Here is a 14,404-nt window from a genome sequence, read left to right as displayed (position 1 = left end):
TGCTGCGCCGTTTTCCATGCGGCGAGGAAGGTTTCCTTATACGAGTTGTTAAACCTCCGGGAATATAGTCGCGTCGTTTGGAGGGCAGAGACCCGACGGATGAGCCAATGACCCGATCCGCCACCCCGATGACAGGGGGCCGATTTGCTGAACAATGATCTTCACCGCTCCGCCTCCGCGGGGGAGCAGGATCGTCGCGACCTGCAAAAGCGGGGCAACCGCATGCTGGGCCGCGTCGTTGCGTGCAATGGATCGCACGCCACCATTTCCGCTGTCGCGGAGAAGGGTGAAACCGATCTCACCGAACTCTGGTCGGTTGGCCGCCTGATTTCGATCAATGTCGGCGAAAACCGCGTCGTGGCGCTTGCCTACGCCATGGAATCCGGCGACCGGAGCTGGGGGGATGGCGAGAACACGCCTTTCCATATCGATGTCGAACTCCTCGGCGAGGTCCGCAGGGGAGATGACGGCCGTGAGGAGTTTTCACGCGGCATTTCGCGTTATCCCTATCTCGGCGCCGTGGCGCATCGCATCCGCGCATCCGATCTCCTGCGCATCTATGACACCGGCAGGAACGACACCTGCGTCATCGGCAAGCTGACCCAGGACGAAAGCATCGACGCGACCATCAACGTCCCCTCGATGCTGTCGAAACATTTCGCCATCGTCGGTTCGACGGGCGTCGGAAAGTCGACCGCCGTGTCCCTGCTTCTCCATAAGGCCGTCGAAGCCGATCCGAAGCTGCGCGTGCTGATTCTCGATCCGCACAACGAGTTCGCCGCGGCATTCCCGGAACATGCCGTCGTCATCGATACCGATACGCTCGACCTGCCCTTCTGGCTGATGCGGCTCGAAGAGTTCGCGGAAGTCGTCTTTCGCGGCCGGCCCGCCGTGCCTGAGGAACTCGATATCCTGCGCGACGTAATCCCCGAGGCCAAACGCGCCTTTCGCGGCAGCGATGCGTCCCTCATGCGCCGCACCACCGAAAAGAGCTCGGTGACGGCCGATACGCCCGTACCCTATCGCATGGCGGACCTGCTCGCGCTGATCGACGAACGGATCGGCCGCCTGGAAGGCCGCGGAGAAAAACCGTTCCTGCGATCGCTGAAGATGCGCATCATGTCGGCGATCAACGATCCGCGCTATCATTTCATGTTCTCCAACAACACGATCAACGACACGATCATGGAGACGATCGCGCATATTTTCCGCATCCCCGGCGGAGACAGGCCGATCTCGACCTTCCAGCTTTCGGGCATTCCCTCGGAAGTCGTGAACTCCGTCGCATCCATCCTGTGCCGGATGGCCTTCGAACTGGCGCTCTGGAGCAATGGCGCGATCCATATGCTGGTCGTCTGCGAGGAGGCGCACCGTTACGTGCCCGCCGACCGGGACCTCGGCTTTTTCCCCACCCGTCAGGCAATCTCGCGCATCGCCAAGGAAGGTAGGAAATACGGCGTATCGCTCGGCGTGATCACCCAACGTCCCGGCGAGCTCGACCAGACGATCCTCTCGCAGTGCTCGACGCTCTTCGCGATGCGGCTTTCCAACGATCGCGACCAGGAGATCATCAAGTCGGCCATCCCGAATTCGTCGATCTCCACCACCAGCTTCCTGTCTTCGATCGGCAACGGCGAGGCAATCGCCTTTGGCGAAGCGATCACCGTGCCGATGCGCATGAAATTCTCCCGCGTCGAACAACGATACCTGCCGAAGGCAAACGGCGCTGTCGACAAAGGCACCGAAGACACGCCGGATACGGTCGACCTGCGGACCATCGTCGCCCGCATGCGCGCCGTCAGCGGCCCGGACATTTCCGCCTTCCAGCAGAGTTATACCGCCGCCAATCCTGGCTTCGCCGATGACACCGCCGTTCAAGGCGAAAGCATGGACGGCGATCTTCTGCCCGCCGGCAATGCCGAACTCGAACGCTGGAGCCAGGAGCTCCGCTCAAACGGCCATGTGGTGATCAACCGAACGCCACCGGCGGAAAATCCGCGACCGGCCCCCTATAGCCCCGATATGCTGCCGCGCCCGGCGACGCCGGAGCCGCCGGCAACAGCGCGCCCGGACCGGTTTGCCGACCTGCACCGAGAGCGCCCCGCAGAACCCCAGCAGTCGGTCTTCCAGCGCGGGCCGTCAGACGGCGCACCGCGTCCCAATCCGCTGCTGAGGCGCGAAGGGTCCCTCAGGGAAAGCCTGCTCAAGAAACCGCTCAGCAGCCTTTACGACAAGGATTGATCAGCCGACCCGCTCCCAGCTTGCGTCCATCTGGTTGCGGAACCAGGTCATCTGGCGTTTGGCATATTGCCGCGTCAATGCCGAACCGCGCTCGATCACGTCTTCGCGGCGCATCCGGCCCTCGAGCATCTCGGCGATCTCGCGCACGCCGATCGCCTTCATGACCGGCAGGTCGGCGGCCGGATGGAGCGCAAGAAGCGCTTTCACCTCGTCCACCGCTCCGCCTTGGAGCATCTTTTCGAAACGCCGGTCGATCCTTTCGTGGAGAACTTTTCGGTCAGGCAAGACGACGAGTTTTTTCGCACGCGCCGCGTCGATCACCACCTGCCCTTGCCTGCCCTGGAATTCGGAGATGGAACGGCCCGTTTCTTCCAGCACTTCCAGCGCCCGAACGATCCGCTGGCCATCCTTCGGCTCGAGGCTGCCGGCCACCCTCGCATCGCGTCGCGAAAGTTCGGCATGCAGGGCTTCCGGCCCCTCTTCCTTCAACCGCAGACGGACACGGCAGCGGATATCCTGGGCAATTTCCGGCATATCGGAAAGGCCGCCGGTCAGCGCCTTGAAATAGAGCCCGGTGCCTCCGACGAAGACCGGCAGACGGCGTTCGGCCTTCAGTCTCGGCAGCAGTGCGGTCACGTCGCGCAGCCACTCGCCGGTCGAATAGGCGCGTGTCGCCGGCACATGTCCGTAGAGAAGATGCGAAATGCCCTCCATCTCCTCTTCGGAAGGCCGGGCGGTCAGCACCCGCAGCGTGTCGTAAACCTGCATGCTGTCCGCATTGATGACGACGCCATCGTTCTCCCGCGCAAGGCGCAGCGCAAGTGCCGACTTGCCGCTCGCCGTCGGCCCGGTTATCAGGATCGCATCCAAGTCATGCACAAGGTCGGTCATATGGCTCTCGTTGCCACGCTCATTGCCCATCCGTCAAATCCCGTTCTCACGCCGAAGCTCGGAGAGCAAGCAGCCGAAGCCGTGAAAGCGTTTGGCCTCTACTGGCTGGCAGACGGCATTGCCTGCGATATCGCGCTCCGCGACGATGCCGACGCCCAGGCTGCCGAAGCCGGTCTTCGGGCCGTCGCCACGGGCATGCCGGTCGATATCGTCATCCAGGACGCCGGGACGCGGCGGAAGAAATTCCTGATCGCCGACATGGATTCCACCATGATCGGCCAGGAATGCATCGACGAGCTGGCCGATGTCGTCGGCCTGAAGGACAAGGTCGCGACGATCACCGCCCGCGCCATGAACGGTGAGATCGCCTTCGAGCCCGCCCTTCGGGAGCGCGTGGCATTGCTGAAGGGCCTGCCGGTCACCGTCGTCGACGACGTGATCGCCAGACGCATCACGCTCACCTCCGGCGGTCCGCAACTGATTTCGACGATGAAAGCCAGGGGCTTCTATACGGCGCTGGTGTCGGGAGGCTTCACCGTCTTCACCAGCCGCATCGCCGGAACGCTCGGCTTCGACGAGAACCAGGCGAATATCCTGATCGAGAAGGATGGCATCCTGACCGGCGAAGTGGCCGAGCCCATCCTCGGCAAGCAGGCCAAGGTCGATGCGCTTCTGGCCATCACGGAAAAACTCGGCATCTCCCCCGAAGATGCGATCGCCGTCGGCGACGGCGCCAATGATCTCGGCATGCTCGGCATTGCCGGTTCGGGCGTCGCACTTCACGCCAAGCCGACGGTGGCCGCCCAGGCGAAGATGCGTGTGGACCATGGCGATCTGACCTCCCTTCTCTATATCCAGGGCTATCGCAGAACGGACTTCGTGATCCCGTGAAAGAAGCAAAGGTCATCCTCGATACGGAACGCCTGCGGCTTCGCAGCTGGCTCGACCGCGACCGCGACCTTTTTCGCGAGATCAATGCCGATCCGAAGGTGATGGAATTCTTCCCCGTCCGGCGGACCCATGACGAGGCTGATGCCGTTCTGCTCAGGCTCAACGATACGATTACGGAGACGGGACTGGGCTTCTACGCCCTGGAACTCAGGGAAACCGGGGAGCCGATGGGTTTCTGCGGCCTGTCGCTCGCCAACATGCCGGCGGTATTCCCCGTGGAGACCGTGGAAATCGGCTGGCGGCTCGCAACCCGCTTCTGGGGCAACGGCTATGTCACCGAGGCGGCCCGCGCCCTTCTCCATTTCGCCTTCGACAAGAAACACCTCGACGCCGTCGTGTCGTTTGCCGTCGCCGACAACCACCGCTCGACCGCAGTCATGAGGCGGATCGGCCTGCACCGTGTCGCAAGCCGCGATTTCGATCATCCGCGCGTGCCCGACACGCATCCGCATCTGAAACCCCACGTCGTCTATGCCGTAACACTGGACGAATGGATGCAGCAGAGGCGCGGCGCCGGCTGGGCCTGACGCAACCCTATTCCAGGGGAAGAGCCACGAAGCGCAGATTGCCCGAGGGATCGGCGATCATGACATGCGCATTGCGCCGGCCTTCCGACTTCAGCAGGTTGATCCGCTTGACCACGTCGGCCGGGCTTTCCACGAAATCCTGCCCCACCTCGACGACCACCTCTCCGGGTTTCAACCCCTTCTGGGCGGCCGGCGAGTTGGGTTCGACCGCGGTAATGACCACGCCCTCGACGCTTTCGGCGATGCTGAAGCTCTTGCGGCGTTCCTCGTCGAGCGTGGCGAGCGTCATGCCGAAGGTCGCGGCCGGCCCCTGGTCCACCGCACCGTTCTGGTCGCCCGGCGCGCCATTGTCCGGCGCCGTGTCATTGCCCTGGCCTTGGCCTTCCGGCAGAGTGGGTTGGTCGGCGTCATCCTCCGGCTCAGCGCTATCCTCCAGGCGACCAAGCGTGACCTTGACGGTCTGCTCCTTGCCGTCCCGCAGGATCACGACGTCGACCTCCTTGCCGACCGGGCTTTCCGCCACGATGCGCGGCAGGTCGCGCATTTCGTTGACCGGCTGGCCGTCGAAGCTCAGGACCACGTCGCCGGCCTTGATCTCGCCGTTCCTGATCGGGCCGCCGTTGACGACGCCCGAAACCAGCGCCCCCCGCGCCCGGTCGAGGCCGAGGCTCGAGGCGACGTCATCGGTGACGGGCTGGATGCGGACGCCGAGCCAGCCGCGGCGCGTCTCGCCGAATTCCGTAAGCTGATGCACGATGTTCTCGGCAAGTTCGGTCGGCACGGCGAAACCGATGCCGATGGAGCCGCCGGAGGGCGAGATGATCGCCGTGTTGATGCCGATGACCTCCCCGCGCATGTTGAACAGCGGGCCGCCCGAGTTGCCCTTGTTGATCGCCGCATCCGTCTGGATGAAATTGTCGTACGGGCCGGCATTGATGTTGCGGCCGCGAGCCGAAATGATGCCGAGCGTCACCGAGCCGCCGAGGCCGAACGGGTTGCCGATCGCCATCACCCAGTCGCCGATGCGCATCCGGCGGGAATCGCCGAAGCGAACGGCCTTCAGCGGCGCCTTCGGCTCCACCTTGAGCACGGAAAGGTCCGTCTTGGTGTCCGTCCCGACGAGCCTCGCCTTGAGCTTGCTGCCGTTCGGGAAGATCACCTCGATATCGTCCGCGCCCTCGATCACATGGTTGTTGGTCACCACGAAACCGGAGGGGTCGATCACGAAACCGGAGCCGAGCGAGGAGACCTTCTGGTTGCTGTTCTGGTTGCCGGGGCCGTCGAAGAAGTCCTCGAAGAACTCCTGGAACGGCGAGCCTTCCTGAATCTGCGGCTGCGGGCCTGCTCCCTGATCCTTGACGCTCTGGGACGTGGAGATGTTTACGACGGCATCGAGCAGACCTTCGGCGAGATCGGCGATCGAACTCGGACCTGCGGCCGTGGCAGGACCTGGCGGCGGCGGGTTGATGCTCGGAGACGGCGTCGGCGGCGCCGGCAGCATCGTAGCCGGCGGATTGGCGTTCTGCCCCGGAGGCGGCGGTGCCGGAGTTTGCGCAATCGCCTGCAAGGGTCCCGCCAGCACGGCAAAGGCCGCCGTCAACGCGACGGTGTGCTTGAAGGACGATCGAACCGAATGGGCCATCTGGCATCCTCGCTGTTGGATTTTCGGCATAGCTCCGATGGCGCTACGCTCACCCGGGCAGGTATTGGAGCCTTTGAATCGGGCGGAGTTTCGGCAGAGCATAAGGCGGAATAGCGACGGGGGAAATTACCTTTTCGTGAGGATCGCGCCCGCTGCCTGTTTGACCTGTGGAAGGTCACGAGCAAGAGAAGGGGCGGCCCTGGCCGCCCCGACACGTACCGGGATCAGTTCGCCGGCGCCGGCGATGCCGGCGGTGTTGCGGCCTGCGGCTGCACGCCGTCCGACGAATTGAAGAACTTGAAGAATTCCGAATTCGGCGAGAGCACCATGGTCGTGCCCTTGTCGGCAAGCGAGGCGACATAGGCCCGCATCGAGCGATAGAACTCGAAGAAGCCCGGATCGCGCTGGAAGGCCTCGCCGAAGATCCGGTTGCGCTCTGCGTCACCCTCGCCTCGCAGGATTTCCGAATCCCGCTGCGCTTGCGAAACGATCTCGACCACCTGGCGATCGGCGATGGCACGCCGGCGCTGGCCTTCCTCGTTACCGCGGGCGCGGATCAGTTCCGCTTCCGCAAGACGTTCCGCCCTCATGCGCTGGAACGTCTGCTGCGAGACCTCCTGCGTCAGATCGGTGCGGCGAATGCGGACGTCGCGGATCGAAAGCCCGAGCGTTTCCGCCGCCGAACTGAGGTCCGTGCGAACCTCCTGCATCATCGAGGAGCGCTCGTCGGAAAGCGCCGCATCGAAGTTGCGCAGGCCGTAGACACGGCGCAGCGCCGCATCGAGACGGGTCCGCAGGCGCGACTCGGCAGATTCGCGATCCCCCGAGACGGTTTCGCGGAAGCGGCGCGGATCGTTGATCGCATAGACCACGAACGCGTCCACCTCGTAGAAGGCGCCGCCGCGGACCTGCACACGGATATTGTCGAGATCGAAGCGCAGCGCCCGGTCTTCGACATATTGCACCCGGTCGGCGTCCATGAAGGCGAACGGCAGCTTGAAGTAGATGCCCGGCTCTCGCTTGACGTCCTGGATCTGGCCGAAGCGGACGACGATGGCCTGCTCACGCTCATTGACCACGAAGACCGAGGAATACACGAGCAGGAGAATGACGGCGAAACCGATCAGAATTGCGGGAAGTCGATTGGAATTCATCGGTTGGCTCCCTGCGTCTGACCCGGCTGCTGCCGGTTGATTTCGTTGAGCGGCAGATAGGGAACCACACCCTGCTTGTCATCCAGGATGACCTTGTTGGAGCTTTTCAGCACCGCTTCCATGGTTTCGAGGAAGATTCGCCGCCGGGTGACTTCGGGCGCGTTGGCATATTCCTGATAGATGGAGATGAAGCGCTGCGCTTCACCCTGCGCCTCGTTGACGACCCGATCCTTGTAGGCGGATGCCTCTTCGCGGACCTGCGCGGCCTGGCCGCGCGCCTGGCCGAGCTTCTGGTTGGCGTACTGGTTGGCTTCCTCGACGAAGCGGTCTTCGTCCTGCTCCGCGCGCTGCACCTCTTCGAAGGCGTCGGCCACTTCACGCGGCGGCGCGGCATCCTCGATCGGCACGGCATTGATGGAAATGCCGGAACCATAGGTATCCATCGTGCCCTGGATGATGTTGCGCACCTCGGTGGAAATGCCTTCGCGATTGTCGCGGAAGATATCCTGCGCCGGACGGCGGCCGACCACTTCGCGCATGGCGCTTTCGGAAACCTGCTGCAACGTCGCGGCCGGGCTTTCCAGGTTGAAGAGATAGGCCTTCGGATCGGTGACGGTGAAGAGCACCGAGAACTGGACGTTGACGATGTTCTGGTCGCCGGTCAGCATCCAGCCCGCGTTGGAGCTCGATCCCCGGGTCGCGCCGATATTCTGCTGCTGTTCCGTGACCTTCACGATCTCGACGGACTCGAACGGCCAGAAATGGAAATGCAGGCCCGGCATGGAGATTTCCTCCTTCGGGCGGCCGAAGCGCAGTTCGACGCCGCGTTCGTCCGGCTGCACGGTATAAACGGACTGGAAGGCGAGGAAGGCGACGACCACGATCAGCACGATCACGAACGCCCCGCCGTTGAAGCCGCCGGGCATCACGCCGCGCAGCCGGTCCTGGCTGCGCCGGATGATGTCCTCAAGGTCGGGCGGACCGCCGCTGCCTCCGCCGCGCGGACGGTTCGGTCCCTGCCCCCAGGGCCCCTGATTGTTACCGCCGCCGCCCCACGGGCCGCCGCCGCCATTCTGATTGCTCCAGGGCATCAAAACCTCTTTGTTCTTGCCACTCCCTCGCCGCGACCATGCCGTGTGATGGCAGTCTGGCCATGCCGTTATAGGTATGCGGCGCCTCGCTTTCAACGCAGGCTCAATAACTTCCCGTTGTTTGGTAACGAAATGTTTCAGTTTGTCGCGCCGTAGCGGCGATAGGTGACGAAACGCGTGGGGTAGTTGTCCCTCTCGCCGGCCGGCACCGCGATCTCCTCGATCTTTTCGAAAATATCCGGATCGATCGCCGGAAAGACAGTGTCCCCATCGGAAATATCGGTCTCGACATGCGTGACGCGCAGCAGGTCGGCGATCTTGATCGCCTCGGCATAGATTTCTCCGCCGCCGAGCACGAAGATTTCATCCGCACCGGTTTCCGCAGCCTTCCGGCCGGCCACGCCGACAGCCTCGGCAAACGATGCGGCCACATCGACGCCTTCATAACGGAAGCCGGGATTCCGGGTGACGACGACGTGCGGGCGGCCGGGCAGCGGCCTGCCTCCGAATGAATCGAAGGTCTTGCGCCCGACGATGACCGGCTTGCCGAGCGTCATCGCCTTGAAACGCCTGAGATCGGTCGACAGCTTCCACGGCATGTCGCCGTCCCGGCCGATGACGCCATTCCTGGAAACGGCGACGACAATGACGAGACGCGGCTTCGTCATGCCGTCCGCCCTGAAATCAGCGCGTGTAGGCAATTTGTCTCATATGCAAAAGCTGTATTCCGCCTATGGAGAACATTCGGACAATTCGTCGGAAACATGACACCGCTTTCGTTCGGTAGAGCCGGTCAGAGGCCGGCCGCAACGAATCTAGCGGTATTGGAGACGGTTGGGTTATGCAACAGATTGTGACGGATACGGCTTCCTTTCAGATGTCATCTCCCCAGACTTGCGCCGCCCATATTCTCGTCGTCGATGACGACGAGAGGGTGCGCCAGATGCTCACCCGCTATTTCGACGGCGAAGGATATGCGGTCAGCGCCGCCGCCAGCGGCATCGAGATGCAGGCGCATCTCAGACACAGGAATATCGACATCATCCTCCTCGACCTGTCGCTGCCGGGCGGCGAGGACGGCCTGGATCTCGCCCGCGAGATCAGGGCCTATTCGGATATTCCGATCATGATGCTCACCGGACGCGACGACGTGATCGACCGGATCATCGGCCTGGAAATCGGCGCGGACGACTACATCGCCAAGCCCTTTCACCTGCGCGAGGTCCATGCCCGGCTGAAGTCCATCCTTCGGCGCCGGCAGTCCGGCACGGTACCGAAGGATGCCGGCGAGGAGAAGATCGTCCGCTTCGAAAGCTGGAGCCTCGACCTCACACGAAGGGAGCTGGCGGCGGCGGATGGCCGGAACGTGGAACTCACGACCGGCGAGTTCGAAATGCTGGCAACGTTCGTACAGCATGCCGGACGGGTGCTTTCCCGCGAATTCCTGATGGATGCGACCCGCGGGCGGCAGCTTGCCGCCTTCGACCGGACCATCGACGCCCAGATCGTGCGGCTGCGCCGGAAGATCGAAGCCGATGCCAGGCAGCCCCAGCTCATCAAGGCCGTGCGCGGCATCGGCTATGTGTTTACCGGAAAGCTCGCCTGGCAAGACTGTTCTTGATTGCGTTGGATCAATGAAACGAGCTTCCAGCTCATCAAAATCGGCTCGGATACTGCGCCTCTCACCAAAAGGAGACAAAGATGGCCAGGACGATGAAAGCTGCCGTGGTGCATCAATTCGGCAAACCTCTTGCAATCGAATGCGTCCCCGTTCCGGTCCCCGGGCCGGGCGAGATTCTCGTGAAGGTCATCGCTTGCGGCGTATGCCACACCGATCTTCATGCAGCCGATGGCGACTGGCCCGTCAAGCCGACGCCGCCCTTCATCCCGGGACACGAAGCTGCCGGCGTGGTCGTTGAGCTTGGCCCGGGCGTGACGGATTTCAAGGAAGGCGATGCCGTCGGCGTGGCCTGGCTGCACGACGCCTGCCTTCGTTGCGAATATTGCGAGACGGGCTGGGAAACGCTTTGCGAGCACCAGCACAACACGGGCTACAGCTGCAACGGCGGTTTTGCGGAGTATGTCATCGCCTCCGCGGCCTTCGCCGCACGCCTGCCGCAGAATGTCGACTTCGCCGCGATCTCGCCCATCCTTTGCGCCGGTGTCACCACCTACAAGGGCCTGAAGGAAACCGAGGCCCGGCCCGGCGAATGGGTGGCGATCTCGGGTGTCGGCGGCCTCGGCCATGTCGCCATCCAATATGCAAAGGCGATGGGCCTCAAGGTCGCGGCGCTGGACGTCAGCGCCGAAAAGCTCGCCCTCGCCCGCAGCGTCGGGGCCGATCTCGCCGTCGATGCGCGCGCCCTGACGGCCGTCGAGGAAGTCAGGGACGCCACGGGCGGCGGAGCCCATGGCATTCTCGTGACGGCCGTTTCGCCGCCGGCCTTCTCTCAGGCCATCCGCATGGTAAGGCGCAAGGGAACGGTGAGCCTCGTCGGCCTGCCGCCGGGGGAATTCCCCACCCCGATCTTCGATGTTGTGCTGAAGCGCATCACCGTTCGCGGCTCGATCGTCGGCACGCGCCGCGACCTCGACGAGGCGGTCGCCTTCGCGACCGAAGGCAAGGTCAAGACCGAAATCCACAAGGCGCCGCTCGAGGATATCAACGACATCTTCGCCCGCCTCAAGGACGGCAAGATCGAGGGACGCATGGTTCTGGATTTCGCATCCGTGGCATGACCTGCCGGATCAAGGCGCCGGGATCGATTTCCGGCGCCTTTTCTCCTCAGCCGCGAAGGATGGCGGCGAGGATGTCCTCCAGCGGCATCGACGCATCGACATGACGCCATGTGATGTTCGCGGGATTGCGGGCAAGCTGGCCGGCAAGCACGTTCGCATCGGCATCCGATTGGCCGCCTTTCCGGTCGCGAACCCGCTGAAGGAGCAATGCCGGATCGGCATCCAGCCAGATTCCCAGGAAATCGACACCGGTATTGGCAGCGGCCGTCTCGATGAGCGCCCGTTTCAGGGGATCGTCGAAAACGGCATCGGCGACCGCCGAACCTCCCTGCGCCAGGATCAGTTCCGCCCGTCGCGCCATTTCCTGATAGACTTTGCGGGAGACATCGGGACTGTAGGCGGAGGCCGGCAACCTCGTGTCGGCGGAGACGCCGTGCAGCGCCTTGCGTATCCGGTCGCTTTCGATGATCCTCGCCCCCGCCGGCGCCCCGACCCTTGCCGCCAGACGATCGGCGACCGTCGTCTTGCCCGACCCGCTCAGCCCGCCGATCGCGATGAGACGCGCCGGCCGGTCCTCAAGCAGGGCATGCGCCAGGTCGAAGTAGGATTTCGACTCCTTCGTCAGCCTGCCGGTATCCTGACCGGGTTCCTCGGCCTGCGTCGCCGTGACATGCGCGCGAACGGCCGCCCGGATCGCCATCAGGAACGGCAGCAAGCAGAAGCCGTCCTCGTCGCCCGTCTCGTCGAAATAGCGGTTCGTCACCAGGTTGGCGAGATCCGGAAAGCCGCGATACCAGAGGTCCATGAGCAGGAAGGCAAGGTCGTAGAGGACATCGATCGTGGCGATCTGCGCATTGAATTCGATACAGTCGAAAAGGCATGGCTGACCGTCCAGCAAGCAGATGTTGCGCAGATGCAGGTCTCCATGACAACGCCGGACCCTGCCGGCCAGAGCCCGCCGGTCGAGCAGCGCCGCGTGGCGCCCGAGCTTCGAACGGAACGCTTCGCCGAGTTCGGCAACCGCCGCCGGATCGAAGACGTGGCTGGTGGCAAAACCGGCATCGTTGATATCGAGAACGGCGGCGATGTTTTCCGCCCCGCCTCCTGTGGAAACGACAGGCGCCTTGCTGTGATAGACGGCGATCATGTGGGCGGCGGCGCTCATCAATTCAGGCGTGAGCCTGCCGGCGACCGCCATGCGGTCGAAAAGCAGTTCCTGTCCGAACCGCACCATTTCGATGGCGGTGTCCACGAGCGGTCCGCTCCCATCGAATTCGAGGGAACCGTCCGACGCGCGCGTGATCCTCCGCACGCCGAGGTAAAGCCCGGGAGCGGTCTCGCCGTTCAGCGCGATTTCCTTGCGGCAGGCTTCCTCGCGGATGGCGGCGGTGGAGAAATCCACATAGGGAAGCTTCAGCGCCTTCTTCATCTTGTAGGCCCGGTCGCCGGCGAGCACGATCACCGAGATATGCGTCTCGATCGTATCGACCGGATTTTTGAGGCCATGGGTCGCCGGATCGGCCAGGAAAGCGATCGTGCTGCTCTGATCTTCCGTCATCGTCGTCCTCTTCCTTGCGGATGGTCTCCCCGACAGGAGGCCATCCGATGCGCGGCGCGACCTTGACGTGGGTCAACGGACAAACCCCGCTCCAGCATTTACCAGGACTTCAGCGCCCGCAAGGTCGGGGTCTTCTTGAAGATATGCTCGTCCATCCGCGATAGCAGGCTGTCGAGAAGGGTCACGGCCTCGCCGACCGCGGGCCCCTTGTTGAGCATGACGCATTCCGCCCGGGCAGCCATGGCCGCGTCGGTCATCTCGCCCCGGGAGGGCAGCCCTTCCTTGACCAGGTCCTCCAGGACCTGCGTCGCCCAGACGGTCGGCACGCAGGCGGCCTCGCAGATCCAGAGGATTTCCTCCTGCATTTCCGCGACCCGCTCGAAACCGATTTCGGCGGCGAGATCGCCGCGCGCGATCATCACGCCGAAGGGCCGGTTGCGGCAATAGGCCCGCGCGATCAGCGCCGGCAGGTTGGTGACCGCCTGCGGCTGCTCGATCTTGGCGATGAGGCCGAGCGCGTGATCCCGGCGCGGGAATTCGGCGAGCGCCTCTTCCAGGAGGTCGATATCGTCGGGCCTGCTGACGAAAGAATAGCCGAGCATGTCGGCATGGCCGATGACCGCGGCGAGATCGCTGTGGTCCTTGGCGGTCAGCGGAGAAAGCCCGAGGGCGGTATCCGGCAGGTTCAGCCCCTTCTCCGGTTTCAGCTTCGCCCCGCCGGTCTTGGCATGGCCCACGCGGACAAGCGCCTCGCCTTCGGAAACGCTTTCCACCACGCCTTCCAGCTTGCCGTCGTCATAACGGATACGATCCCCGACCGAAACGCGCGTCACGATTTCCGGCAGGGAGACGGCGGAGGAGAAGCGCACGTCGGGGGTCACGTATGGCGCACCCTTCGCGACGAGCCGCAGGAGGTCGCCCGCCTGGAGCCTGCTGCCCTTCTCGGCCGCCACCGCCTCCGTACGGATCTTGGGTCCCGCTATGTCCATGAGGATCGTCAGCCGTCGACCGAGATCGGCGCCGGCGGCCTTCACATGCTTGGCCATCTCGGCCCACGCCTGATCGTCGTCATGGGCGCAGTTGATCCGCGCGACATCCATTCCGCGCCTCGCAAGGTCCAGGATGAAATCCGGACGCTCTGCGGCCTCGCTCGGAAGCGTCACCATGATGCGGCTCCGGCGGTGTGCGCGGGGCTCGCCGAAAAGCTCGTCCGTCGATTGCCGCAAAAGGTTTTCGCCCCGGAAGAACGCCTCCTCGGAAGGTGGCGGGAACGGCGGCTCCGCGCCGCGAATGGCTGCAAGCGTCGCCAGGACGGCGTCGATCGTCGGCAGAACCCGGCTTTCCAGCCGGCCGAGCGACGAGAGGCCGCGCCACATCAGCTTGCGCTGCAGCGATCGCAGGTCGTGATGCCGCAGCGAGAGGTAATGGCAGAGATTTTCAAGCCCGGCCCGCTTGTCCCCGTTCAGTTGATCCTCGCCTGCAAGCGCCTGAAGCCTCGACGCTGCCTGGCCGGCAATGTCGTTGCGCAAGGCAAGCAGTTCATCCGACAGATCGCCCGTACCGGAAGCATTCTCGACCGCATGCAGCATCGCTCGTCTCCTTTGATGACT

12 protein-coding genes are annotated in these 14,404 nt (G+C 63.8%); 5 read left to right on the top strand and 7 right to left on the bottom strand.

Annotated features, from left to right (window positions below; genetic code table 11):
* The first annotated feature begins 144 nt into the window (after positions 1 to 144).
* Positions 145 to 2,241: an ATP-binding protein gene (locus ACFFP0_RS00150; protein ID WP_377254269.1), complete on the top strand. Its 2,097-nt coding sequence runs from the start codon at positions 145 to 147 to the stop codon at positions 2,239 to 2,241.
* Here the strand turns inward: ACFFP0_RS00150 and miaA are convergent, their stop codons facing one another.
* On the bottom strand, positions 2,242 to 3,132 hold the full coding sequence (gene miaA, locus ACFFP0_RS00145; RefSeq protein WP_377254266.1) for a tRNA (adenosine(37)-N6)-dimethylallyltransferase MiaA: 891 nt from the start codon (positions 3,130 to 3,132) through the stop codon (positions 2,242 to 2,244).
* On the opposite strand from miaA, the gene serB reads away from it, so the two are divergent.
* Both serB and ACFFP0_RS00135 read left to right on the top strand, forming a co-directional pair.
* A complete protein-coding gene (gene serB, locus ACFFP0_RS00140) occupies positions 3,133 to 4,023 on the top strand; it encodes a phosphoserine phosphatase SerB (RefSeq protein ID WP_377254263.1) in 891 nt (296 codons plus the stop codon).
* Positions 4,020 to 4,610: a GNAT family N-acetyltransferase gene (locus tag ACFFP0_RS00135; RefSeq protein ID WP_377254260.1), complete on the top strand. Its 591-nt coding sequence runs from the start codon at positions 4,020 to 4,022 to the stop codon at positions 4,608 to 4,610. Before serB ends, ACFFP0_RS00135 begins: the two co-directional genes overlap by 4 nt.
* Before the next feature lie 7 nt (positions 4,611 to 4,617).
* Here ACFFP0_RS00135 and ACFFP0_RS00130 read toward each other — a convergent pair whose 3' ends face one another.
* From ACFFP0_RS00130 to ACFFP0_RS00115, 4 genes are all read right to left on the bottom strand, one after another.
* Positions 4,618 to 6,252: a Do family serine endopeptidase gene (locus ACFFP0_RS00130; protein ID WP_377254258.1), complete on the bottom strand. Its 1,635-nt coding sequence runs from the start codon at positions 6,250 to 6,252 to the stop codon at positions 4,618 to 4,620.
* Between the two features lie 224 nt (positions 6,253 to 6,476).
* On the bottom strand, positions 6,477 to 7,406 hold the full coding sequence (gene hflC, locus ACFFP0_RS00125) for a protease modulator HflC (RefSeq protein ID WP_377254255.1): 930 nt from the start codon (positions 7,404 to 7,406) through the stop codon (positions 6,477 to 6,479).
* Complete coding sequence (gene hflK / locus ACFFP0_RS00120) at positions 7,403 to 8,497, bottom strand: FtsH protease activity modulator HflK (protein WP_377254252.1); 1,095 nt, start codon at positions 8,495 to 8,497, stop codon at positions 7,403 to 7,405. Before hflK ends, hflC begins: the two co-directional genes overlap by 4 nt.
* Positions 8,498 to 8,634: 137 nt before the next feature.
* Complete coding sequence (locus ACFFP0_RS00115; protein WP_377254249.1) at positions 8,635 to 9,165, bottom strand: dihydrofolate reductase; 531 nt, start codon at positions 9,163 to 9,165, stop codon at positions 8,635 to 8,637.
* A gap of 209 nt (positions 9,166 to 9,374) precedes the next feature.
* Here ACFFP0_RS00115 and ACFFP0_RS00110 point away from each other — a divergent pair, with 209 nt between their 5' ends.
* Positions 9,375 to 10,118: a response regulator gene (locus tag ACFFP0_RS00110; RefSeq protein ID WP_377254246.1), complete on the top strand. Its 744-nt coding sequence runs from the start codon at positions 9,375 to 9,377 to the stop codon at positions 10,116 to 10,118.
* A gap of 80 nt (positions 10,119 to 10,198) precedes the next feature.
* A complete protein-coding gene (gene adhP, locus ACFFP0_RS00105; RefSeq protein ID WP_377254243.1) occupies positions 10,199 to 11,236 on the top strand; it encodes an alcohol dehydrogenase AdhP in 1,038 nt (345 codons plus the stop codon).
* A 46-nt stretch (positions 11,237 to 11,282) separates the two neighbouring features.
* Here the strand turns inward: adhP and ACFFP0_RS00100 are convergent, their stop codons facing one another.
* Positions 11,283 to 12,794: a bifunctional aminoglycoside phosphotransferase/ATP-binding protein gene (locus ACFFP0_RS00100; protein ID WP_377254240.1), complete on the bottom strand. Its 1,512-nt coding sequence runs from the start codon at positions 12,792 to 12,794 to the stop codon at positions 11,283 to 11,285.
* A 98-nt stretch (positions 12,795 to 12,892) separates the two neighbouring features.
* Positions 12,893 to 14,383 carry a pyruvate kinase gene (locus ACFFP0_RS00095; RefSeq protein WP_377254236.1) on the bottom strand — a complete coding sequence of 497 codons (1,491 nt, stop codon included), beginning with the start codon at positions 14,381 to 14,383 and terminating at the stop codon, positions 12,893 to 12,895.
* Between the last annotated feature and the right edge of the window lie 21 nt (positions 14,384 to 14,404).

Origin of the sequence: Neorhizobium puerariae (assembly GCF_042429745.1) — a bacterium.
Classification (GTDB): Bacteria; Pseudomonadota; Alphaproteobacteria; order Rhizobiales; family Rhizobiaceae; genus Neorhizobium; species Neorhizobium puerariae.
This window is presented reverse-complemented; position numbering and strand designations above follow the sequence as displayed.

What these genes read in the sequence shown, in the direction of transcription:
- serB (WP_377254263.1), top strand. Translation starts at nt 3,133, where the DNA reads ATGGCTCTCGTTGCCACGCTCATTGCCCATCCGTCAAATCCCGTTCTC.
- ACFFP0_RS00110 (WP_377254246.1), top strand. Translation starts at nt 9,375, where the DNA reads ATGTCATCTCCCCAGACTTGCGCCGCCCATATTCTCGTCGTCGATGAC.
- hflC (WP_377254255.1), bottom strand. Translation starts at nt 7,406, where the DNA reads ATGAATTCCAATCGACTTCCCGCAATTCTGATCGGTTTCGCCGTCATT.
- adhP (WP_377254243.1), top strand. Translation starts at nt 10,199, where the DNA reads ATGGCCAGGACGATGAAAGCTGCCGTGGTGCATCAATTCGGCAAACCT.
- ACFFP0_RS00115 (WP_377254249.1), bottom strand. Translation starts at nt 9,165, where the DNA reads ATGACGAAGCCGCGTCTCGTCATTGTCGTCGCCGTTTCCAGGAATGGC.
- hflK (WP_377254252.1), bottom strand. Translation starts at nt 8,497, where the DNA reads ATGCCCTGGAGCAATCAGAATGGCGGCGGCGGCCCGTGGGGCGGCGGC.
- ACFFP0_RS00100 (WP_377254240.1), bottom strand. Translation starts at nt 12,794, where the DNA reads ATGACGGAAGATCAGAGCAGCACGATCGCTTTCCTGGCCGATCCGGCG.
- ACFFP0_RS00095 (WP_377254236.1), bottom strand. Translation starts at nt 14,383, where the DNA reads ATGCTGCATGCGGTCGAGAATGCTTCCGGTACGGGCGATCTGTCGGAT.
- ACFFP0_RS00130 (WP_377254258.1), bottom strand. Translation starts at nt 6,252, where the DNA reads ATGGCCCATTCGGTTCGATCGTCCTTCAAGCACACCGTCGCGTTGACG.
- miaA (WP_377254266.1), bottom strand. Translation starts at nt 3,132, where the DNA reads ATGACCGACCTTGTGCATGACTTGGATGCGATCCTGATAACCGGGCCG.